General features: G+C 51.5%; 24 protein-coding genes. 21 read left to right on the top strand and 3 right to left on the bottom strand.

Annotated features, from left to right (window positions below):
- Nucleotides 1-39: 39 nt before the first annotated feature.
- From ribF to FM042_RS05400, 20 genes are all read left to right on the top strand, one after another.
- Entirely contained in the window at nt 40-1,035 is a 996-nt protein-coding gene (gene ribF, locus FM042_RS05495) for a bifunctional riboflavin kinase/FAD synthetase (protein WP_143235115.1), read from the top strand.
- Between the two features lie 68 nt (nt 1,036-1,103).
- Nucleotides 1,104-3,938: an isoleucine--tRNA ligase gene (ileS, locus tag FM042_RS05490; protein WP_143235113.1), complete on the top strand. Its 2,835-nt coding sequence runs from the start codon at nt 1,104-1,106 to the stop codon at nt 3,936-3,938.
- A gap of 12 nt (nt 3,939-3,950) precedes the next feature.
- The gene (gene lspA, locus FM042_RS05485; RefSeq protein ID WP_143235111.1) at nt 3,951-4,475 is read left to right on the top strand and encodes a signal peptidase II; all 525 of its coding nucleotides are present in this window, start codon (nt 3,951-3,953) and stop codon (nt 4,473-4,475) included.
- Nucleotides 4,476-4,491: 16 nt separating this feature from the next.
- Nucleotides 4,492-4,938, top strand: coding sequence for an FKBP-type peptidyl-prolyl cis-trans isomerase (gene fkpB, locus FM042_RS05480; RefSeq protein WP_143235109.1), 447 nt, complete (start codon nt 4,492-4,494; stop codon nt 4,936-4,938).
- Complete coding sequence (ispH, locus tag FM042_RS05475; protein ID WP_143235107.1) at nt 4,935-5,894, top strand: 4-hydroxy-3-methylbut-2-enyl diphosphate reductase; 960 nt, start codon at nt 4,935-4,937, stop codon at nt 5,892-5,894. The genes fkpB and ispH overlap by 4 nt, the downstream gene beginning before the upstream one ends.
- A gap of 204 nt (nt 5,895-6,098) precedes the next feature.
- The gene (locus FM042_RS05470) at nt 6,099-6,575 is read left to right on the top strand and encodes a prepilin-type N-terminal cleavage/methylation domain-containing protein (protein ID WP_143235105.1); all 477 of its coding nucleotides are present in this window, start codon (nt 6,099-6,101) and stop codon (nt 6,573-6,575) included.
- Nucleotides 6,562-7,020 carry a prepilin-type N-terminal cleavage/methylation domain-containing protein gene (locus tag FM042_RS05465; protein WP_143235103.1) on the top strand — a complete coding sequence of 153 codons (459 nt, stop codon included), beginning with the start codon at nt 6,562-6,564 and terminating at the stop codon, nt 7,018-7,020. The genes FM042_RS05470 and FM042_RS05465 overlap by 14 nt, the downstream gene beginning before the upstream one ends.
- Nucleotides 6,990-7,451, top strand: a complete 462-nt coding sequence (locus FM042_RS05460; protein WP_185960710.1) for a hypothetical protein — start codon at nt 6,990-6,992, stop codon at nt 7,449-7,451. Before FM042_RS05465 ends, FM042_RS05460 begins: the two co-directional genes overlap by 31 nt.
- The gene (locus tag FM042_RS05455; RefSeq protein WP_143235099.1) at nt 7,448-7,816 is read left to right on the top strand and encodes a PulJ/GspJ family protein; all 369 of its coding nucleotides are present in this window, start codon (nt 7,448-7,450) and stop codon (nt 7,814-7,816) included. The genes FM042_RS05460 and FM042_RS05455 overlap by 4 nt, the downstream gene beginning before the upstream one ends.
- Nucleotides 7,817-7,908: 92 nt before the next feature.
- Nucleotides 7,909-8,568 (top strand): cytochrome c biogenesis heme-transporting ATPase CcmA, encoded by a 660-nt coding sequence (ccmA, locus tag FM042_RS05450; RefSeq protein ID WP_143235097.1) that lies wholly within the window; start codon nt 7,909-7,911, stop codon nt 8,566-8,568.
- Nucleotides 8,568-9,245, top strand: a complete 678-nt coding sequence (gene ccmB / locus FM042_RS05445; protein WP_143235095.1) for a heme exporter protein CcmB — start codon at nt 8,568-8,570, stop codon at nt 9,243-9,245. Before ccmA ends, ccmB begins: the two co-directional genes overlap by 1 nt.
- 1 nt (nt 9,246) lies before the next feature.
- Complete coding sequence (locus tag FM042_RS05440) at nt 9,247-10,020, top strand: heme ABC transporter permease (RefSeq protein ID WP_143235093.1); 774 nt, start codon at nt 9,247-9,249, stop codon at nt 10,018-10,020.
- Nucleotides 10,010-10,207, top strand: coding sequence for a heme exporter protein CcmD (gene ccmD, locus FM042_RS05435; RefSeq protein ID WP_143235091.1), 198 nt, complete (start codon nt 10,010-10,012; stop codon nt 10,205-10,207). The genes FM042_RS05440 and ccmD overlap by 11 nt, the downstream gene beginning before the upstream one ends.
- A 2-nt stretch (nt 10,208-10,209) precedes the next feature.
- Complete coding sequence (ccmE, locus tag FM042_RS05430; protein WP_143235089.1) at nt 10,210-10,743, top strand: cytochrome c maturation protein CcmE; 534 nt, start codon at nt 10,210-10,212, stop codon at nt 10,741-10,743.
- Entirely contained in the window at nt 10,733-12,718 is a 1,986-nt protein-coding gene (locus tag FM042_RS05425) for a heme lyase CcmF/NrfE family subunit (protein WP_143235619.1), read from the top strand. The genes ccmE and FM042_RS05425 overlap by 11 nt, the downstream gene beginning before the upstream one ends.
- Complete coding sequence (locus FM042_RS05420; protein ID WP_143235087.1) at nt 12,715-13,305, top strand: DsbE family thiol:disulfide interchange protein; 591 nt, start codon at nt 12,715-12,717, stop codon at nt 13,303-13,305. The genes FM042_RS05425 and FM042_RS05420 overlap by 4 nt, the downstream gene beginning before the upstream one ends.
- On the top strand, nt 13,302-13,814 hold the full coding sequence (locus FM042_RS05415) for a cytochrome c-type biogenesis protein (protein ID WP_232366366.1): 513 nt from the start codon (nt 13,302-13,304) through the stop codon (nt 13,812-13,814). The genes FM042_RS05420 and FM042_RS05415 overlap by 4 nt, the downstream gene beginning before the upstream one ends.
- Entirely contained in the window at nt 13,814-15,016 is a 1,203-nt protein-coding gene (gene ccmI, locus FM042_RS05410; RefSeq protein WP_143235085.1) for a c-type cytochrome biogenesis protein CcmI, read from the top strand. The genes FM042_RS05415 and ccmI overlap by 1 nt, the downstream gene beginning before the upstream one ends.
- On the top strand, nt 15,013-15,867 hold the full coding sequence (locus FM042_RS05405; RefSeq protein ID WP_232366365.1) for an MlaA family lipoprotein: 855 nt from the start codon (nt 15,013-15,015) through the stop codon (nt 15,865-15,867). Before ccmI ends, FM042_RS05405 begins: the two co-directional genes overlap by 4 nt.
- Nucleotides 15,868-15,996: 129 nt before the next feature.
- The gene (locus FM042_RS05400; protein WP_143235083.1) at nt 15,997-16,980 is read left to right on the top strand and encodes a response regulator; all 984 of its coding nucleotides are present in this window, start codon (nt 15,997-15,999) and stop codon (nt 16,978-16,980) included.
- Here the strand turns inward: FM042_RS05400 and galU are convergent.
- On the bottom strand, nt 16,972-17,877 hold the full coding sequence (gene galU / locus FM042_RS05395; protein WP_143235081.1) for a UTP--glucose-1-phosphate uridylyltransferase GalU: 906 nt from the start codon (nt 17,875-17,877) through the stop codon (nt 16,972-16,974). The genes FM042_RS05400 and galU overlap by 9 nt on opposite strands.
- Nucleotides 17,878-18,070: 193 nt before the next feature.
- Here galU and FM042_RS05390 point away from each other — a divergent pair, with 193 nt between their 5' ends.
- Nucleotides 18,071-18,445 carry a DUF6170 family protein gene (locus tag FM042_RS05390; RefSeq protein WP_143235078.1) on the top strand — a complete coding sequence of 125 codons (375 nt, stop codon included), beginning with the start codon at nt 18,071-18,073 and terminating at the stop codon, nt 18,443-18,445.
- Nucleotides 18,446-18,695: 250 nt separating this feature from the next.
- Here FM042_RS05390 and cmoB read toward each other — a convergent pair whose 3' ends face one another.
- Nucleotides 18,696-19,694, bottom strand: a complete 999-nt coding sequence (gene cmoB / locus FM042_RS05385; RefSeq protein ID WP_143235075.1) for a tRNA 5-methoxyuridine(34)/uridine 5-oxyacetic acid(34) synthase CmoB — start codon at nt 19,692-19,694, stop codon at nt 18,696-18,698.
- Nucleotides 19,681-20,433: a carboxy-S-adenosyl-L-methionine synthase CmoA gene (cmoA, locus tag FM042_RS05380; RefSeq protein ID WP_143235073.1), complete on the bottom strand. Its 753-nt coding sequence runs from the start codon at nt 20,431-20,433 to the stop codon at nt 19,681-19,683. Before cmoA ends, cmoB begins: the two co-directional genes overlap by 14 nt.
- Between the last annotated feature and the right edge of the window lie 35 nt (nt 20,434-20,468).

The raw sequence follows: 20,468 nt of genomic DNA, 5'->3' as shown, positions 1-20,468 counted from the left end.
AATGCATGCACGAGAGGTTTACGATATAATCGCGCGCTTATGGAATTAATTCGTGGTTTACATAATATCCGGCCAGAACATCGCGGTTGCGTGCTGACTATCGGCAACTTCGATGGTGTTCATTTAGGCCATCAAGCGGTTCTGGAGCAAGTCCATGCCCAAGCGGAAGCGCGCCATGTGCCCTCGGTGGCCATGATTTTTGAGCCGCAGCCGTTAGAGCTATTTGCACCAGGGCGTGCGCCTGCGCGTTTGTATCGCTGGCAGGATAAGTACCGGCATATCGCCGAATGCGGCATCGATCGTTTGTTGCTTACCCAGTTTAATAAACGTTTTGCCAATCTGTCGGCGGAAGACTTTATCGAACAGGTGTTGGTCACGCAGCTGGGCGTCTCCTTGCTCGTTGTGGGCGATGATTTTCGTTTTGGCAAAGGCCGCACGGGTGATTTTGCTCTGTTGAAAAAAGCCGCGGATCATTTTGGCTTTGCGGTCATTGATACACAGAGCTATCGCACGGAGTCTATTCGTGTGTCGAGTACCGCGATTCGCAGCGCACTGACCACGGCGGATTTTGAATCCGCAGCGTCTATGCTCGGTCGCCCCTACGCAATTTATGGGCGAGTTCGCCACGGTGAGAAAAGAGGCCGAACTATCGGTTTCCCCACGGCGAATATCGGTTTGCACCGGTTACATCCACCGTTACGTGGCGTGTATGCGGTGGGCTTGGAAACCGAGAATCATGTGTATGCAGGCGTCGCGAATATTGGGCGTAAGCCCACGGTAAATGGCACCGAAGAGTTACTGGAAGTGCACTTGTTTGAGTTTCCAGGGCCGAATGATAGCGCGGAGCTATACGGCCAGAATGTGGTGGTGACGCCACTGGCTTGGCTACGGGAAGAGCGTCGCTTTGAAAGTTTTGCCGCCCTGCAAGCACAGATTACTGAAGATGCGACCTTGGCGCGTGCATTATTGTTACCCGACTCAGTCACAGAGCCCGACGCTCAGGCCGCAGCAACACCGGCAGTCAATCAAGACTAATTGCCGTATAGTACGAACGTGAAACAACATCATTTAACCCTAAGTTTAAAGAGATTGGACCGAACCGCATGAGTGATTACAAGCACACGTTAAACCTCCCGGATACGGCGTTCCCCATGCGCGGCAACTTAGCCCAGCGCGAGCCGGAAATGCTTAAACAGTGGTACCAGGATGATGTGTACGGGCAAATCCGTAGCGCACGTGCGGGTCGCGATAAGTTTATTCTTCACGACGGCCCTCCCTACGCCAATGGCAATATCCATATTGGCCACGCAGTGAACAAGATCATTAAAGATATGGTGGTGAAATCGAAAACCTTAAGTGGTTTTGATGCCCCTTATGTACCCGGTTGGGATTGTCATGGGCTGCCGATTGAGTTGGTGGTCGAGAAAAAATATGGCAAGCCTGGGCAAAAACTTAGTGATGCAGAGTTTCGTCAGAAGTGCCGTGAATATGCACTGACTCAAGTGGAAGGCCAACGCACTGACTTTAAACGCCTCGGTGTGTTTGGGGATTGGGACCGTCCTTACTTAACGATGAATTTCGAACAGGAAGCGAACATTATTCGCGCCTTAGGTTCGATCATTGAACGCGGCCATTTGCAACAGGGCTTTAAGCCAGTGCATTGGTGTACGGATTGCGGTTCGGCGTTAGCTGAAGCGGAAGTAGAATATAAAGACAAAGCGTCTCCCGCCATTGATGTGCGCTTCCCCGTCGTGGATAGTGAAGGCACAGTGGCCAAGTTCTCTCATCCAGAGGGGCATCCAGGGCAGGGACCAGTCAGCGTATTGATCTGGACCACTACGCCGTGGACGATTCCAGCCAATATGGCAGTGACGGTTGAGCCGAGCCTTGAATATGCATTAGTACAAGTGGAAGGCGACCAGCCTGAGCGCTTGATTCTGGCCAGTGATCTGGTGGCCTCTGCCATGGATCGATATGGCATTGAGCATTACCACAAGCTAGGTTTCTGTAAAGGGGCCGATATCGAACTCGTGCAACTACGCCATCCGTTACAGGATCGGCAGGTACCGGTGATTCTAGGTGAGCATGTCACCACGGATTCAGGTACCGGCTGTGTGCACACCGCACCAGGCCACGGTGTCGATGACTTTATTGTGGGTCAGCGCTATAACCTTGAAGTATATAACCCAGTGAACGACAACGGTGTGTACAAAGAAGATACGCCACAGTTCGCGGGCCAGCATGTATTTAAAGCCAATCCGAACATTGTGGATGCACTGCAAGCGGCTGGCAATTTGATCCATCACGAAAGCTACGAGCATAGCTACCCGCACTGTTGGCGCCACAAAACTCCGATTATTTTCCGGGCCACGCCGCAGTGGTTTGTGAGCATGAGCAAGCAAGGCTTGCGGGCGCAAGCGCTTGAGGAAATCAAAGGCGTACGTTGGGTGCCCGAGTGGGGCGAGAATCGTATCGCCGGCATGATCGATGGGCGTCCGGATTGGTGTATTTCACGGCAACGTACCTGGGGTGTGCCGTTACCTTTGTTTATTCATACCGAAACCGCCGAGCCACATCCACGCACCCTCGAGCTGCTCGAAGCCGTTGCCAAGAAAGTCGAAGCGGAAGGTATTCAGGCCTGGTTTGATCTCGATGCCAAAGAGCTGTTGGGCGACGACGCTAAAGACTATCGCAAACTTACCGATACCCTGGATGTATGGTTTGATTCCGGTGTTACCCATTACTGTGTCTTGAAGCAAGATGAAGGCCTGCAGTGGCCAGCAGATCTGTACCTAGAAGGTTCGGATCAGCACCGTGGTTGGTTCCAATCATCGTTACTGACCGGTGTTGCGACACAAGGGCGGGCGCCTTATAAGCAAGTGCTGACCCACGGTTTTACCGTTGATCAGCACGGTCGCAAGATGTCGAAGTCCTTGGGCAATGTGGTGTCCCCGCAAGATGTGATGAACAAGCTCGGTGGCGATATCCTGCGGTTATGGGTAGCGAGTAACGACTACACCGCGGAAATGACAGTGTCTGATGAGATCCTAAAACGCTCAGCGGATTCTTATCGCCGGATCCGTAATACCGCGCGTTTCTTGTTAGCCAATTTGAATGGTTTCGTGCCGAGTGAGCACGAAGTGGCCGCTGCCGACATGGTTGAGCTGGATCGCTGGATTGTAGGTCGCGCCGAAGCGCTACAAGGTGAAATTCAAGACGCCTTTGATAACTATCAGTTCCTGACCGTGGTGCAAAAGCTCATGCACTTCTGCTCTATTGAACTCGGTAGTTTCTACTTAGATATTATTAAAGATCGCCAATACACCGCGAAGAAAGACAGTGTGGCTCAGCGCTCGTGTCAAACAGCGCTATGGCACATTGCTGAAGCGTTAGTGCGCTGGATGGCGCCGATTTGTAGTTTTACCGCGCAAGAAGTGTGGTCGGAATTACCGGCACCGCCGCAAGGCAGCCGTGACCCTTATGTGTTCACCGCCGAGTGGTATGCCAATTGGCCACAAGGGCTTGCTACCGGCAAAATCTCAAACAGCCAATGGCAGCAATTACTGCTTGTTCGTGATGCGGTAAATGGTGCTCTTGAGCAAGCCCGTCGTGATGATGTGATTGGCGGCTCGTTGCAGGCAGAAATCACCTTGTATTGTGAGCCTGAATTACAGAGCACCCTCAATCTACTCGGTGATGAGTTGCGTTTTGTGTTGCTTACGTCAGCCGCGACAGTGGCGCCAATGGCGTCAGCAGACGGTGCTCAATCTACAGATCTAGAAGGGTTGAAGGTTAGTGTGGCCCGCACGGAGCACAAGAAATGTGCGCGTTGCTGGCATCATCGCGAGGATGTGGGGCAACACGACGGTCATCCGGATATTTGTGGACGCTGCGTAAGCAATGTCGACGGTGCCGGTGAAACGCGCCATTTTGCTTAACGGGAGCACAGCATGACAGCCAGCAAACCGGCACAGTGGCAACAAAGTGGGTTACGTTTATGGTGGCTCGCGCTGATTATTTTAATGCTCGATCAAGCCACCAAAATTTGGGTAGCCCAGGCATTGCCCTTGTTTGGTCGCATTGATGTACTACCGTTCTTCGATATTGTGCATGTACGCAACTACGGTGCCGCCTTTAGTTTCTTGAGTGATCAAGGGGGCTGGCAGCGCTGGTTCTTTACCATTATCGCAGTAGTGATTACCAGCGTGTTGGTATACATGTTGCGGCGGCAGCCGCTAGAACAGCGGTGGCTGAACTTGTCCTTTATGCTGATTGTCGGTGGTGCTATTGGCAATGTAGTCGACCGTGTCCGTTTAGGTTATGTCGTGGATTTCCTCGACGTCTATGTGGGAAGCTACCACTGGCCGGCATTTAACGTTGCCGATAGTGCCATCGTAATTGGCGCGGGTTTAATGATTTACGATAGCTTTTTTGGCTCAGGCGCGAAGCCTGAGGCAAACAAATCTTCCTCCTGAAAGGAACCTCTGTAGTATGAGTGACGTCTCAGTGATAGGCCCCGGCAGCCGCGTAGTTCTCCATTTTTCAATTAAATTAGAAGATGGTTCAGCGGCAGATAGCACCAAAGTGCATGGGAAACCTGCCCGCCTGACCATTGGCGATGGCAACTTAACCAAAAACTTTGAAGATTGCTTGTTGGGATTAAAAGCCGGTGATAATCGCGAGTTTACGCTCGCCCCCGAAGATGCGTTCGGTGTGCCGTTACCGGAAAATATTTATCATTTGGAACGGGCACGTTTCTCGGGAGACACACCTGCGGAAGTGGGGGCTATTATTTCATTTAGTCAGCCGAATGGCCGCGAAATTCCGGGTATTGTGCGAGAAGTAAGCGCGGATATGGTGACAGTTGATTTTAATCACCCCTTGGCTGGGCAACGCGTAACATTCGCCGTTGAAATTTTAAGTGTGGAGGCTTCATGAAAATCGTTCTCGCAAATCCACGTGGTTTTTGCGCGGGAGTCGATCGCGCCATCACTATTGTTGAGCAAGCGTTGGCGTTGTTCTCGCCACCTATTTATGTGCGCCATGAAGTGGTGCATAACAAACATGTGGTTGATGGGCTGCGCGCGCGCGGTGCCGTGTTTGTTGAGGAACTGGATCAGGTTCCCGACGATAGCATTGTGATATTCAGTGCCCATGGCGTATCACGGGCAGTACGCGATGCCGCTACCGAACGTGGTTTGAAAGTATTTGATGCGACCTGTCCATTGGTTACCAAGGTGCATATGGAAGTCACCCGAGCCAGTCGTCGGGATCAAGAATGCGTGTTGATTGGTCACTCTGGGCATCCTGAAGTTGAGGGTACCATGGGTCAATACAGCAGTGCGTCGGGCGGCATCTATCTGGTGGAATCCGTGGAGGATGTTGCGCACTTGCAAGTAAAAGATGCGAACGCTTTGCACTATATGAGTCAGACGACGTTATCCGTTGATGACACCGCCGATATTATTGATGCGTTGCGGGCGCGCTTCCCGAATATTCAAGGGCCGCGCAAAGATGATATTTGTTACGCCACGCAGAATCGACAAGATGCCGTGCGTGAGTTAGCCGCCGAGGTGGATGTGTTGTTGGTGGTGGGGGCTCGTAACAGCTCAAACTCCAATCGTCTGCGTGAGTTGGCTGAGAAGATGGGCACCAAAGCGCACCTAATTGATGATGCCAACTGCATTAACGAAGCCTGGTTAGAGAACATCAACACCGTGGGCGTTACCGCAGGGGCATCGGCGCCAGAAATTCTGGTACAAAATGTGGTGAGTTGGTTACGCCGTTATGCGGAGCAGCAGGGCGAAGGCGCCGCGGTTGATGAACGTTCTGGTCGCGAAGAAAATGTCACTTTCTCAATCCCGCCGGAATTGCGTGTGGTGCAGGTCCCCTAAGTAACACCGGCTTGGGTGTAAAAATTAAACGGGTGATTGCGCAATAATGTCGTAATCACCCGTTTTTTTTTCCATACTTCTTGAACAACGAAGGGAGTAGAACGGCGCGTTATCGATGCACACCTCGTGTCGGAGTACTCATAACTTTCTAGCGGTTCATTCCGAAATGATAAAACGTATTCACCTGCGCGCCAAGGAGGGCATATGCAAGGGTTTTCGCTGCTTGAAGTGTTGTTTGTGGTCGCTTTTCTCGCCTTGCTCAGTGTGTTTGCCTACCCCAACGTTCATCACTACCGGCAACAACAACGGCTGCAAACAGAAGTTCAAAAAGTCTATGCCCATGCCCAGGAAACACGTTTGCGCAGTATAGGTTTAGGTGTTGATCACTGGTTTGGAATACGAGAGCACCATGGTCAGCTAGCATGGTGTTGGTGGCGGAGTGAGCAAACACCTGAATGTGTGCCCCGCGACGACAGGGTGAACTATCAATGGAACTTTGCGAGCGGCGATGCAGCGCGCTTTACTGCCCCCATAGGGATGGCTGGATTTAGTGCCGGACACATTGAATTCATGCTTCTCGATGCCCCCCAATTGCCGCGAGTACGGATGGTTGTAAGTACCTTAGGGCGTATTCGTTTGTGTACCCAAGGCCCCCGCTGGAGCGGCTATGCGGCCTGTTAAATTCTGCGGATTTTCCCTGCTTGAGCTGATGCTTGCTTTGAGTATCGCGAGCATCACTCTGTTAGCCGCGCTACAGATATTCACCCAGATGTGGGCACAGGCGCGGCTAGGACAGCAGCGCGCTGATGCATTACAAAGCTTCTACCAACTCGGGCATTGGAGTGTACGAGCGCTTCTTTTGGAGCAAAAGGCCAATCCTACATCCGTACCGGAGCGCCAAGCGGATTGCATATTACTGGGCACGATCGGGTTACGGGTTCGCAGCCAACAGTTGCAGTGGCGCCCGGAGGAAGGGGACTGCGAGACTAACGGTTGGCATGGTTTACATGATCCCAGTCATTTACGCATCGACGGCCTCCAATTGCATAGCCAGCAGTTTTGTTTGCAAGGGCGTTATCGGGGTGATACTGCGTCATGGCAGTGGTGTCATCCATGGTATCCGTGATGAGATGTTGGCCTATCTACGCCGGCGGGAATTGCCTTGGTATCGCATTGCCTACGGTACTTATTTTCTTGATGATCAGCAGTTTGATTTTACTCGGCGTGTTACAGGAAGCCCTGTATAGTTTACGACTCACCTCGCTTGATCTAAGAATGGTGCGGGCGGAACGCTTAATGATAAGCGCACAGGATCGAATGGAAGCGTATTTGCGCGGCGATGTCACCACAGCGGATATAGACGTGCCGCTTGGATTTACGCTATCTAGCCAATGGCAGGAGCGCGACTGTCCAAATCCTGATGGGTACTGTCGGAAAGTCACTATTGTGATTGAGCATCAGCTCAAGGATGTGGCTCGGGTATGGCAAGGTATTTGGTATGAAACTAGTGATAGCGAAGGCGCCGACAGCCATATCGAAGCGGGTTGGTTACCATGAAAGCGCGAAACACCGCGCAACCGCACCGTCATCAGGGCGGCATGACGCTTGTTGAGGTGATGGTCGCTACCTCCGTACTGAGTATTGGCGTGGTGGGCGCAGCGACTGTGTTACATCAATTAGGAACCCTGTGGCCGATTCCTGAACAGGTGTATCGCAGTGAGGCAGAGATGGCCCAGTGGTACTATCAACAGCGTTTTCTTAGCCGCCATCATCCAGACCAATTACACACCAGCTCTGGGGTCTTTAGTGACGGCCGGCAGTGGTTCATTTGGGCCGAACAAGCCGGTTGGCGTTGGTCGGTGAGTGCCCATCCCGATTACCCGCAGTGGCTCGGGGAGGAAAGCGGCTGGTATCGTCGATAATGGTCGCCCCAAAAGGGTTTTTTTGCTAGGATGTGCGCAATTTATCTGCACTTAATAACTGCAAACATAATCCGTAGAACATAAAGGTGTGCATGGCCACTGCAACTCCCGAAACGTCCGTCTCGTCGATTTTGTTAGCCGCAACCGCGTTATCGTCTATTCGCGGCGAGCGTACCCTTTTTGCGGATCTCAGTATGACAGTGCGTGCCGGTGAAGTATGGCAAATTGAAGGCCCAAATGGTGCTGGTAAATCCAGCTTATTGCGGATTCTCACCGGGCTACTGCCGGCGCAAGCAGGCACTGTTCATTTCCAAGGCGAGTCAATTACCCAGTGTCGCGATGAGTATCATCAGTCTTTATTGTTTATCGGTCATAAATCCGGTGTAAAACCTGAGCTCACAGCCATCGAAAACCTAGAGTTTTACGCGGCAGTGCAAGGGCAACCTCTGGTAGAACCCCCTTATGAACTTTTGGCCAACGTTGGCTTGGTTGGACTCGAAGACATTCCAGCCCAAGGCCTTTCTGCAGGACAGCAACGTCGAATTGCGCTGGCGCGATTATGGTTGACCCAAGCACCGTTATGGATTCTTGACGAGCCTTTTACGGCCCTTGATGTGGCCGGTATTGCCTTATTAGAAGCCCGCTTTGCCGAACATGTCGGCCAAGGTGGGGCTATTATCCTCACGTCGCACCAACCCGTGAACGCCGAAAAATTTCCGTTACAGCGCATTGCATTGAGGTATCAGCACTAATGGCAAACGCGGCACGGATTTTTATACAGATTGTAAAAAGGGATTTACGAGTGGCATCGCGACAACGGAGCGATTTACTCAACCCCTTGATTTTTCTACTGATTGTGGTGAGCTTATTTCCATTAGGCGTGGGGCCGGGGCCGGATATTTTAGCGCGCATCGCCCCTGGGGTGATTTGGGTGTCGGCATTGTTATCCGCCATGTTAGGCCTTGAACGCATGTTCCGTGATGATTTTCGTGATGGGGCTTTGGAACAAATGATGCTGTTGCCGGTCTCTTTGGAAGTCAGCGTATTGGCAAAAATCGCGGTACACTGGGTAATGACAGCGGTTCCTATTTTATTCATAGCGCCGTTGTTGGCTTTGTTGCTGAATTTACCGACAACGGCGTGGGGCGTATTATGGGTGACCCTTTTATTGGGAACGCCCGTAATAAGTGCAGCCGGTGCCATTGGTGTGGCCCTGACGGTCAGCCTCAATAAAGGTGGTGCATTATTAAGTTTGTTATTGCTGCCGCTGCTTATCCCTCTGTTGATTTTCGCAACAGCTGCAGTTGAAGCAGCTGTATCGGGTCTGTCTGCCACAGGCCCATTGGCATTAATGGGTGCGTTTTTGGTGATCACCATCACCTTGGCCCCTTTCGCGGTGAAAGCCGGATTACGAGTGAGTGTGAACTGATATGTGGCGTTGGTTACATCCTTATGCAAAGTCTGAAGCAACCTTTGCGCTAAACCAGAAACTTCTCCCTTGGTTTTTAATTCCTGGGCTCTTGCTTACCTTGGTTGGCGTAATCTGGGGCTTGGCCTATGCGCCGCCGGATTACCAACAAGGCGAAAGCTACCGCATTATCTTTGTCCATGTGCCTGCGGCAATTTGGTCGATGGGCTTTTATGTGAGCATGGCCATTGCCGGATTGATTGCCCTCGTATGGCAAATTCGCACCGCAGAACAAGCGGTGTTAGCGATTGCCCCGGTCGGAGCCGTACTCACCTTTATCTCGTTATTTACCGGTGCGGTATGGGGACAACCCATGTGGGGCACTTGGTGGGTGTGGGACGCACGCCTTACCTCGCAACTGATTTTATTATTTTTGTACCTTGGGGTGATGGCCTTGTATGTGGCCTTTGAAGATGAGCGTGCTGGTGGTAAAGCCGCAAGTATCTTGGCCTTGGTGGGTGTGATCAATATTCCGATTATTCATTATTCGGTGTACTGGTGGAACACGCTACATCAGCAATCGACCATTACCAAAGTGATTACCCGTTTTGAATCCCCCAGTATCGCACCTGAAATGTTATGGCCCCTGGTGGTGAATATTTTTGCCTTTATGGGGCTGGCGGCAGCGTTGATTATTATGCGCCTGAATAACGAATTGTTACGCCGTGAGATTCATCGGCCTTGGGCGCAAAAAATATTGAATACTGGCGATAAGGAGAACTCAGATGCAGTTTGATAGTTGGAGTGCTTTTATCGCGATGGGCGGCTACGGCGTATACGTGTGGTCGGCCTTTTTTGTTACCTTTTTATGTTTCGGTTTGCTGGCATTAGAAGCGGTCTGGCGCCGCACCAAGCTGCGTGATGAAGCACGCAAACAGCAAGCCCGACAGCAACGTATTGAAAAAGCTAAACGAGAGTCCTGAACATGAACCCAAGACGTAAAAAGCGGTTAATCATGACTAGTGGAATTCTGGCCGGAATTGCGTTGGCAACCGGTCTAGTGCTGTATGCGCTATCACAGAATATCGACTTGTTTTATACGCCCACGGAAATAGTGGAAGGCAAGGGCAGCGAAAAACAACTTCCAGAAGTAGGCCAACGCCTGCGAGTAGGTGGTTTAGTGGTGCCCGGCTCCGTAACGCGGGAAGGCTCTGGCTTGTCGGTGGCCTTTAACCTGATCGATGTAGGCCCGGCGGAGATCACCGTGGAGTACGAAGGTATTCTGCCGGATCTATTTCGTGAAGGTCAGGGCATTGTCGCCCAAGGCACACTTATCGCACCGAATCGTATTCAGGCGAGCCAAGTGTTGGCTCGCCACGACGAAGAATATATGCCACCGGCATTGGCGGAGGCCTTAAAAGGCATTCAGCACGTGCCACCATCGCAATGGCAACTAGAGGAAGACGACGAGAGCTCGGATGAAGACCAGGAGTCTTCAGGTGGTTATTATGATCGCTGAGTTTGGTCATTTTGCATTAGCCCTCGCCTTTGCTTTCTCAGCGCTACTAGCGGTAGTACCGTTGATTGGTGTTGCGCGCGGTCACGGGGGCCAAATGGCCCTAGGCCGCCCGCTAACCTATGGCATGTTTATCTTTACGCTGATTTCCTATATCGCCCTGACTTGGGGCTTTATCGTGAATGATTTCAGTATCAATTATGTGGCGAGCAACTCGTCGTCGGTAACGCCCCTAATTTATCGCATTACTGCGGTATGGGGTTCCCACGAAGGGTCATTCTTACTGTGGATGTTAGTTCAAGCGGGTTGGGCTGCTGCTCTCGCCAAATTTTCGAGCCGCTTGCCCTTGGTATTTGCCGCGCGGGTATTAGCGGTCATGGGGATGATAGGCGTTGGCTTCTATCTATTTATGCTCCTTACCTCCAACCCATTTGATCGCACCATTCCTCTGATTCCTGTAGATGGACGCGATCTGAACCCATTATTACAAGACCCAGGTATGATTATTCACCCGCCCTTGCTCTATATGGGTTATGTGGGAATGTCGGTGGCTTTTGCGTTTGCCATCGCCGCTTTACTCGGGGGACGACTTGATTCTGCTTGGGCGCGTTGGTCGCGTCCTTGGACTTTAGCCGCATGGATATTCCTTACCCTCGGTATTATGGTCGGCAGTTGGTGGGCTTACTATGAGCTCGGCTGGGGTGGCTGGTGGTTCTGGGATCCGGTGGAAAACGCGAGCTTTATGCCGTGGCTGGTGGGAACTGCATTGATTCACTCGTTGGCCGTAACCGAAAAACGGGGCACCTTTAAATCCTGGACGGTGCTGTTAGCGATTTCGGCCTTTAGCTTGAGCCTCCTCGGCACCTTCTTAGTACGCTCAGGGGTATTAGTATCGGTGCATGCCTTTGCGTCGGATCCAACCCGGGGTGCCTTCTTACTAGGCTTCCTTGGTGTGGTGATCACCGGTTCGCTCTTACTCTATGCCATTCGTGCGGCGAAGGTTCAAAGCCATAGCCGCTATGAACTGTTTTCTCGAGAAGTATTGCTGTTAGGAAATAACCTGCTGCTGGTGACCGCCACTATTGTGGTGCTTGTCGGTACCTTGTTGCCCTTGGTGTATCAGCAACTGGGCATGGGTAATATCTCTATTGGTGAACCCTTCTTTGATTTGATCTTTATGTGGTTAACCATTCCTTTTGCCCTGATTCTCGGGTTAGGGCCGCTTACCCGTTGGCGTCGTCATAAAATGGGTGAGCTAACGCGTACGGTGCTGGTGGGCATGGGCGTTGCTGTGCTGCTGGCATTGCTGTTGCCTTGGATTTTTGCCAGTGAAGTACATGGTTTAGCTGTTCTTGGCTTGGTATTGGCGTTCTGGATTCTGAGCGCCACCGTGGCAGAACTGAAAATGCGAGTCGCGAGTAGGGAGCATAAGTTGCCGGCCCTGATTAAGCTAGGTCGCAGCCATTGGGGTATGGTGCTTGGACACGTTGGCTTTGCCGTGATGATTATCGGTGTAGCCTTGGTGCAGAACTATGAAGTAGAACGCACCGTGCGCATGGCGCCAGGCGATACCTTTAGCCAAAGCGGTTATACCTTTGAGTTCCTAGAAATGACGGAGCGCACAGGACCAAATTTCCTGAGCGATACGGCTTATTTCCAGATTACCCGAGACAAAAGCGGTCGCGTACTTGGCAATATTACTTCGGAGAAGCGTTTTTATACCATTCAACGACAGGTGCAAACGCAAACCGGCTTGCAAGTGAATCCATGGCGCGATCTCTATGTTGCTATGGGGGAGGAGCTTTCCGATGGCAGCTGGGCGGTGCGTATTCAGTACAAGCCGTTTGTCCGTTGGATTTGGGCGGGTGCCATTATTATGTCGGTGGGCGGTTTGTTATCCATGACGGATAAACGCTATCGAATTCGTCGGCGCTTGCAAGTGGAGCGCAAACGAGAATTAGCGGAGGAGCACTCATGAACCATAAAGTGCGTATGCTGATTTTACTGACGCCTTTGGCGGCATTTTTGGCACTGTCTGTGTTTCTCTTTCGTGGCCTGTGGTCGGATCCTACCCACTTAGAATCAGCTCTAGTGGGCCGCACGGTGCCGCCATTTGAGTTACCGGATTTGTACCAGCCCGATATTACTCACGATAACGCCATTATCGGGGAACGTCCGCTGTTGATTAACGTATGGGCGACTTGGTGCCCAACCTGCTATGCGGAGCATACCTTTTTGAATAAGCTACTGGCCGACGAGCAGGTGTATATTATTGGGTTGAATTACAAAGATGATTCCCGAGGTGCCGCAGTACGTTGGTTGCAAGATTTAGGCGACCCTTATCAAATCAATTTATTTGATGAAACTGGGCTACTTGCATTGGATTTGGGCGTTTATGGCGCACCGGAAACATTTGTAGTGGACCAAGATGGGGTGATTCGCTATCGCCACGTAGGCGATCTTAATGAGCGTGTTTGGCGGCAGCGCGTCGGGCCGATTTATTATCAGGCGATGCAAGATGCAGGGCTAGAAATCCCTGAGCACCGTCGGGAGCTATTGCCATGAATCGCGTCACAGTTATGTTAAGCACGATGCTATTCGCGCTGCTCGTGGGGCTTGCGGCAACGCATACGGCTCATGCCGCAGGCGAGTATTATGCGTTTGATACCGCCGAACAAGAGCGGCGCTTTAGCCAGCTAACCGGTGAGTTACGCTGCCCTAAATGTCAGAACCAAAGCATTGCCGACTCGGATGCGCCTTTGGCGCAGGACATGCGCCAACGGGTGTATCAGATGATCATGGAAGGGCGCAGTAACGCCGAGATCATCGAATTTATGAAAGTACGTTATGGCGACTTTGTGCACTACCGTCCTCCTGTAAATCGCAGTACCCTTGTATTGTGGTTTGGGCCTTTCGTAGCCTTGTTTATCGGAATGGTCGCCGTGGTGGTACATGTTCGCGGCAAACGCAAAGTGTCGGCTGAATTAACCGATGAGGAGCGCGCTAAGCTTGCTGCGTATGAAGCAGAGCTCGCGCAGCGCGACGAATTAGAGAAGAAGGAGCAAGATCGCTAATGTGGTATCTCATGATCGCACTCCTGTTGGTTTTTGCGGTAGTGTTCTTATGGCTGGCGCGTCGTCAGCAATGGGAAACATGGACCATTATTCAAGCCAACAAAGAAATTTATGAAAGTCGCTTGCAGGAACTGCAAGAAGATTTAGAACAGGGCGTGATTTCCGAACGGGAATTATTAATCGCGAAACAAGAGCTACAGAAAACGTTCGTGACAGAAATCGATAATCCTGATGATGTCGTTAAAGCGAAGCCTGCCAATATCTGGATTCTTGCGGTGATTCTTGTGGTTCTTGCAGGTGGCCTGTATTTGTATGGCGGTTCTTGGAAGCAACAGCAGCAAGCAGATCGAGCCTGGGATACCTTGCCATTACTGAGTGATTGGTTACTCGGAGATGATCGAGCCGCACCGCAAACGGAAGAAGATCTATGGGAATATGCCTTGGGTCTGCGTCAGCGGTTGCATGATGAGCCAGAAGAGAACGCTTGGACACTGTACGGGCGCATGATGATGCAACTGCAGCAGCTAGAGCAAGCTCTGGAAGCGTTCGAACGCTCTCATCGGATGAATCCGAATAACCCAAGCAACTTACTTGTGTATAGCCAAGCCTTAATCTTCTCCGGTACTGACCGTGATTTGGCAATGGCGAATCGCTATTTGGGGCGCGTGTTGCAACAGGATAACCGCAATACTGAGGCCTTTGGCTTATTGGGCGTTGTCCATTTTGAACGGGCCGATTATGAGCGTGCAGTGACTGCGTGGGAAATGGCCTTGATGATGATGGACGAACAGGATCCCCGTTACGCGAGTATTCAAAACTCGTTGCAACAGGCCCAAGATCGTCTTGATGGCACAGTGATGACACTCACGGTGACCATTGACATCTCCGAGACCTTGCGCAACGAAATGCCGTGGACGGCTAACCTGTTTGTATTTGTGCGGGATCCGGACGGCGGCAGTGCACCTATCGCGGTAACCCGCCAACGCGTTACCGATTTTCCTGTTACAGTTACGCTCACCGACGAAGATATGATGCTCGAAGGTGCGAGCTTATCGAATGCATCCAGCTGGCTTGTGGGTGCACGATTAACCACCGGGGATACTATGGATCGTCGCAGTGGCGATTTCGAAGCACGACCGCGCTTACTGGAACGGGAAACCGGCCAGCAGATTCGTATCGTGTTAACGGAGATGATCCCATGATGCAAAAGCTGAGTGGACAGAATCGTACCTGGGTACGATTCGCGCTTGGCTTATGCCTCGCTGGCCTGTTAGCGGGATGCGCGAGCAAGCCCGCCGATGAGGCCAACGAGTTTGACTTTACCGACGATCGTGACCCCTTTGAAGATTTTAACCGCTCCATGTGGGAGTTTAACCGGGAAATTCTCGATCGCTACGTGGCCTTACCGCTGGCGAACGCTTATGAGAATGTACCTACTCCGGCGCGTCGTGGTTTGTATAACATGACCGAGAATATCCTTGAACCAGCCTCCATCGTGAACAACAGTTTGCAAGGAAAAGGAAAAGCCTCGGCGCAAAGTTTTGGACGGTTCTTAATTAACAGCACCTTTGGTGTGTTTGGCTTCTTCGATGTCGCTAGCAAAATGGGCGTGGGACGCGAAAAAGAGTCCTTTGGCGAAACACTCGCTGTGTATGGTGCGCCGGATGGTCCGTATTTGATGTTGCCCGCGCTTGGCCCTACTGTGGTAATCGATCGCGGCGGCGACTTTGTGGATGATTTTATCTGGCCGATGTCCTTTATGAGCTGGCCGCTGTCTCTCACCCGCTATGCGATTCGCGGACTGGAACAGCGCATTGAGCTAAAACAGCTAGAGCCCATGCTAGAGAACGCGATTGATGAGTACAGCTTTGTGCGCGAAGCCTACTTCTCCATGTGGGCAGATAAAGTCTACGACGGTAATCCACCTGCGTCTGATGATTGGGATACCTGGGACGATTGGGATGAATGGGATGACGAATGGGAAGGGCAGGTGCCAGCAGCCTATCGCCTCGACCTATCCACGTACACCGCTGTGCAGACCGCGCGTCCGTAAGGGACGAGTGGCAAGAATGGTCAAAAAGTCGGCGATTTCCCGGCTTTTTACGTATTCTATACCCTTCCTAATTGACGCCCCTGCATTTCTGAACAATGCTCAATAGAGTAGTACTCGCGGAGTAGCCTCATGAGCAGAAAAATCCTAATTATCGAAGATGACCCGATTTACAGCGACCTATTAAATCAGTATTTAACGGGCCGAGGATTTTCAACGACGATCGCAAACAGTGGTTCACAGGCGCTCGAGCTCTTCAACAAAGTGCATCCTCATGTGGTGCTGTGCGATCTCAACCTCCCGGACATTTCTGGATTACGTATCTTAGAGCAGATTATTGGCGATCCAGATGCGGCGCCAGTGATCGTCATTTCCGCCTCCGATGATATGAAAGACATTCGCGAAGCGGTGCGTTTAGGCGCCGTCGATTACTTGGTGAAGCCGGTAAAACAACTTGATGTGCTCGAGTATGCCATTGAAAACTGTCTTACTCGCAGCTCGTTGGAAGCTAATTTTGAACATGAGCGCTGGGAGCTCGATGATCATCTGGATGTGCTGTTTGAGGATCAAGGTGTGGTGGAACGTCTGACTCAGGATCTCATTCCCCATGATTTTCTCAATGTGGGCCGCTTTCATGTGGAGCATAAGCTCGGCCGCGACGATGGCGAGAAGATATGGATTGATTACTATCGTTTACCCAATGAGAAAGTGGTGATGATCATGGCCCACGTAAATGCATTGGCCCGCCAAGATATAGTCGCGCTCCTGGTCCTCAAAACCTTGTTCAATCCATTTTTGCGTTCAGCCATGGCCGAAGAGCACAATGTATTGATTCATCCTCATCACTTGTTAGCACGACTGAATACCGAGCTGTGTCATTCTCGGATTCGTTCCGCATTCGATATGGTGGCAGTGTGGCTTGATGCCCGTACCGGTGATGTGTTTTGGAGTCACGCAGGCGATAAGATTATGCTGAGTCACGACGGCAAACCGGATCTTGCCCTTGGAATATGGAACAACGCCACATATCGGGTTCACGAAGCCAATATTTTGACGGAACCGTTTTACATGGCGTGTTTAAACTCTCATGTGAAAGCTTCGGCAGTATTAGCGTGATGCTAACCAGGATTTAAAAGCCTCGCCCAGTTCAGGATGGCGCTCGCCGTAAGCTACAATGGTTTGCAAATAGCCTAACTTATTGCCGCAATCATGGCTGCGGCCCTGCATGTAGTAAGCATGTACCGCATCTTGTTCAAGCAGCATGGCCATGGCGTCGGTGAGCTGAATTTCATTGCCAGCGCCTGGAGGGGTTTTCTCTAACAGTGGCCAGAGTTTCCCTGAAAACACATAGCGACCGACTACGGCGAGGTTCGATGGGGCTTCAGCAACCTTCGGTTTTTCCACCAGCGCTTTAATTGGCGTTTGCTCTCGCGGCTTGATTTGCACCCCGTCGAGATCGGCGATGCCGTACTGGTCAACACGATCCTGAGGTACTTGTTCCAGCATTACTTGGCTGGCCCCAGAGCTTTCATAGTTACGGATCATTTCAGCGAGGTTCTCACTGCGCGGATCGTGGGTGTATTCGTCAATCAACACATCTGGCAATACCACCGCAAAGGGCTCGTTGCCGACCACGGGGCGACCGCATAGCACTGCGTGGCCTAAGCCCTTAGCAACGCCCTGACGCACGGCGGTAATGGTAATACCCACAGGGCAAATGGCCCGTACTTCGTCTAGTAGTTTCTGTTTGTTGCGTTCAGCCAAGGTAGACTCAAGTTCATGGTTTACATCGAAATGATTTTCGATCGACCCTTTGCTGGCATGGGTCACCAACACGATTTCAGTAATACCCGCAGCGACGCATTCATTCACGATATATTGAATGAGCGGTTTATCCACAAGGGGAAGCATTTCTTTCGGGATGGCTTTCGTCGCCGGAAGCATCCGTGTGCCCAATCCTGCCACAGGGATAATCGCCTTGGTCACACGGCCGTGGGGGTATGAAGTCGTCATCTGAGATCCTTTTCGTCGTTCCTGAATAATATCAAATACTATAACACGCCATGATACCTGTGGCGGGGGGCGTGGGTAAACCTCAAGACGTTGAAACGGGGTCTGAAATCTGTCGAATTTACGGAAGCGTGTTACACTTACAGCCAGTAAAACGGTGAAGTTTTCCAGTTTAAACGTATCAAAGTGAGGATGCATGATTTATTTTTCATCGCGTAAGATTGAAGCATTACAACGGTTCTCAACAACCGAACGTATCGCGATTATTCATCGCGCATCACAAATGATGCCCTTTGAACGCAAGGCCTTTGGCAATACCCTTAAAGTGGTTATTCTAGTGGCGTTGTTCTGGTCGGTATTGTATGTACCGGGCACCGGTTGGAAACTCCTTGCCATATTATTATTAGGCTTACTCTATCGTTTAGCGGTATTCCCCGTGAACCTTTCGCTCGCGGCTCCTTACATCCCCGCCGCCATTGAGAAACACGAAGCTGGCAAGGCATCTGGCCGCGACGAGCCGGGTAGCTCCAACGACAGCCATGACTCCGGCGGCGATAACCAAGGCCACTAAGGTTCTGGCTACGCTTCCGGTTCTGGCTTGTCAGGCGTTAGAGACCCGGCGCTGGGAAAGCCCCGTGAGGGACGCCGCAAGTGCATCCATGCAGGCTTGGGCGCGGCATCCCTGCCGCGCACACCCCCACGTGACTTATCCCACCACCGAGCCAGTCCCACTCCAATCGTACCCAACGCACCGCACTGGGCTTTTTAATGCTTACGTTTACGTAAACGTAATGTTAAAGGTGAAACTAAAGAAGGAGGGGTTATTTCGGTTTCTGCGCGATGAGGACGGCACGTTTGGGGGCAGGGTAGCCTTCAATGGTGCGGCTGCGATCCTTGGGGTCGAGGAAGTCCGCGAGGGATTGGTTGTCCATCCAATCGGTGCGGCGCTGTTCATCCAGCGAGGTAATGTTCTCGTCTACGATACGTACGTTCTGCAAACCTAAGCGCTCGGCCCAATGGCTGAGTGCGGCCGATGAGGGGATAAACCACACGTTGGGCATTTGTGCATAACGCTCGCCAGGTACCAGCACTTGGTTTACATCACCGTCGATCACGAGGGTTTCAATCACCAACTCGCCGCCGGGGCGTAATTGGTCGATGCACTGCTGCAAAAAATCGATAGGGGAACGGCGATGATAGAGCACGCCCATACTAAAGACGGTATCGAATGCTGCCAGCTTTGGCATATGCTCAATCCCTAATGGCAATAACTCAATATTGCGGGCCAAGGCCTCCGGTACAAAGCGTCGCACTGCTCGAAATTGCATCACAAATAAATGACTGGGATCGATACCCACCACCAAATCTGCGTCGGCTCCGAGCATACGCCACATGTGGTAACCACTGCCGCAGCCGATGTCGAGCACACGCCGTCCTTTTAATGACGTAAGATGCGGGGCAACGCGCTCCCATTTCCAATCGGAACGCCATTCCGTGTCAATGTGCATTCCAAATAAATCGAAGGGACCTTTGCGCCAAGGTTTTAGCTGCTGCAATAAACCCTGCAAGCGCGCCCGCTCTGAATCACTGGCCTCTTGAGCGTCGCCAATTTGCACCTGTGAGCGTAAATCGACGCGGTTTGCCGTCAGCGCAGGTAATTGATCAATCAGGCGCTCCCATTTTCGGCTATCACCATGTTGGCGCTGGGATTCCCATTGCTGTAACGCAGTCGGTAAGGTTTCTAACCAGTGTGCCAGCGGGGTTTCGGTGAGGCGTGCGAAAAATGGGTAGTAGGCTTGTATTCCCTTAGGCGTGCTCATTGGCGTTCCCTTTGATAGCGATCCACGAGGTAAAGTTAAAACAGCGGAACCAGGCCTGTACCGTGGTAAACCCCGTCTCGCGAAGGCGCGCTTCGTGGCGTTCAGGGGTATCAATGCGCATCACATTTTCCAATGCCGCCCGTTTTTGGCTAATCTCCAAATCGCTGTAGCCGTTTTCCCGTTTAAATTCGTGGTGCAGGTCTATCAGCAGTGCGTCGGCTACTGGATCTTCGTGGGTAACCTTCTCAGATAATACGAGCAATCCACCCGGAAGTAGCGCATTGTATAACTTTTGGATTACACTAGTTCTTTGTTCCTGCTCAATAAATTGAAGTGTAAAATTGAGTACAATAATCGAGCAAGGTTCAAACCTATAGTCTAAAATATCAGCAACTTGGACATCGATAGGGATGGCACCGCGATAAGCATTGACATGGCTTTGACAGCGTTCAACCATGGCGTTTGAATTGTCGATGGCGGTAATATGCACCCCAGGCACAGTGCATTGCTGTTTAATGGAGAGGCTGACCGCCCCCAATGAGCAGCCTAGATCGTAAATCCGCGTGTTTTCTTGCGCGTAGCGATTGGCCAAGCGGCCAATGGTATTTACGATAGTGGCATAACCCGGAACGGACCGGTTAATCATATCCGGAAATACGCTGGCAACTTGTGCATCAAAGGCAAAATCACTCACTTGAGTGAGTGGTGTAGCATAAATGGAATCCCGTTGCTTTGTCATGGCCGTACTCAATGCCTATTTTCGTAGTTTGCAGT

The organism is Aliidiomarina halalkaliphila, from assembly GCF_007096385.1.
In the GTDB taxonomy this organism is placed as follows: domain Bacteria; phylum Pseudomonadota; class Gammaproteobacteria; order Enterobacterales; family Alteromonadaceae; genus Aliidiomarina; species Aliidiomarina halalkaliphila.
This window is presented reverse-complemented; position numbering and strand designations above follow the sequence as displayed.

What these genes read in the sequence shown, in the direction of transcription:
- ccmI (WP_143235085.1), top strand. Translation starts at nt 13,814, where the DNA reads ATGTGGTATCTCATGATCGCACTCCTGTTGGTTTTTGCGGTAGTGTTC.
- ispH (WP_143235107.1), top strand. Translation starts at nt 4,935, where the DNA reads ATGAAAATCGTTCTCGCAAATCCACGTGGTTTTTGCGCGGGAGTCGAT.
- ccmD (WP_143235091.1), top strand. Translation starts at nt 10,010, where the DNA reads ATGCAGTTTGATAGTTGGAGTGCTTTTATCGCGATGGGCGGCTACGGC.
- ccmA (WP_143235097.1), top strand. Translation starts at nt 7,909, where the DNA reads ATGGCCACTGCAACTCCCGAAACGTCCGTCTCGTCGATTTTGTTAGCC.
- FM042_RS05405 (WP_232366365.1), top strand. Translation starts at nt 15,013, where the DNA reads ATGATGCAAAAGCTGAGTGGACAGAATCGTACCTGGGTACGATTCGCG.
- ribF (WP_143235115.1), top strand. Translation starts at nt 40, where the DNA reads ATGGAATTAATTCGTGGTTTACATAATATCCGGCCAGAACATCGCGGT.
- FM042_RS05425 (WP_143235619.1), top strand. Translation starts at nt 10,733, where the DNA reads ATGATCGCTGAGTTTGGTCATTTTGCATTAGCCCTCGCCTTTGCTTTC.
- FM042_RS05465 (WP_143235103.1), top strand. Translation starts at nt 6,562, where the DNA reads ATGCGGCCTGTTAAATTCTGCGGATTTTCCCTGCTTGAGCTGATGCTT.
- fkpB (WP_143235109.1), top strand. Translation starts at nt 4,492, where the DNA reads ATGAGTGACGTCTCAGTGATAGGCCCCGGCAGCCGCGTAGTTCTCCAT.
- FM042_RS05390 (WP_143235078.1), top strand. Translation starts at nt 18,071, where the DNA reads ATGATTTATTTTTCATCGCGTAAGATTGAAGCATTACAACGGTTCTCA.
- cmoB (WP_143235075.1), bottom strand. Translation starts at nt 19,694, where the DNA reads ATGAGCACGCCTAAGGGAATACAAGCCTACTACCCATTTTTCGCACGC.
- FM042_RS05400 (WP_143235083.1), top strand. Translation starts at nt 15,997, where the DNA reads ATGAGCAGAAAAATCCTAATTATCGAAGATGACCCGATTTACAGCGAC.
- FM042_RS05415 (WP_232366366.1), top strand. Translation starts at nt 13,302, where the DNA reads ATGAATCGCGTCACAGTTATGTTAAGCACGATGCTATTCGCGCTGCTC.
- FM042_RS05455 (WP_143235099.1), top strand. Translation starts at nt 7,448, where the DNA reads ATGAAAGCGCGAAACACCGCGCAACCGCACCGTCATCAGGGCGGCATG.
- galU (WP_143235081.1), bottom strand. Translation starts at nt 17,877, where the DNA reads ATGACGACTTCATACCCCCACGGCCGTGTGACCAAGGCGATTATCCCT.
- FM042_RS05460 (WP_185960710.1), top strand. Translation starts at nt 6,990, where the DNA reads ATGGCAGTGGTGTCATCCATGGTATCCGTGATGAGATGTTGGCCTATC.
- cmoA (WP_143235073.1), bottom strand. Translation starts at nt 20,433, where the DNA reads ATGACAAAGCAACGGGATTCCATTTATGCTACACCACTCACTCAAGTG.
- FM042_RS05440 (WP_143235093.1), top strand. Translation starts at nt 9,247, where the DNA reads ATGTGGCGTTGGTTACATCCTTATGCAAAGTCTGAAGCAACCTTTGCG.
- ccmE (WP_143235089.1), top strand. Translation starts at nt 10,210, where the DNA reads ATGAACCCAAGACGTAAAAAGCGGTTAATCATGACTAGTGGAATTCTG.
- FM042_RS05420 (WP_143235087.1), top strand. Translation starts at nt 12,715, where the DNA reads ATGAACCATAAAGTGCGTATGCTGATTTTACTGACGCCTTTGGCGGCA.
- lspA (WP_143235111.1), top strand. Translation starts at nt 3,951, where the DNA reads ATGACAGCCAGCAAACCGGCACAGTGGCAACAAAGTGGGTTACGTTTA.
- ileS (WP_143235113.1), top strand. Translation starts at nt 1,104, where the DNA reads ATGAGTGATTACAAGCACACGTTAAACCTCCCGGATACGGCGTTCCCC.
- FM042_RS05470 (WP_143235105.1), top strand. Translation starts at nt 6,099, where the DNA reads ATGCAAGGGTTTTCGCTGCTTGAAGTGTTGTTTGTGGTCGCTTTTCTC.
- ccmB (WP_143235095.1), top strand. Translation starts at nt 8,568, where the DNA reads ATGGCAAACGCGGCACGGATTTTTATACAGATTGTAAAAAGGGATTTA.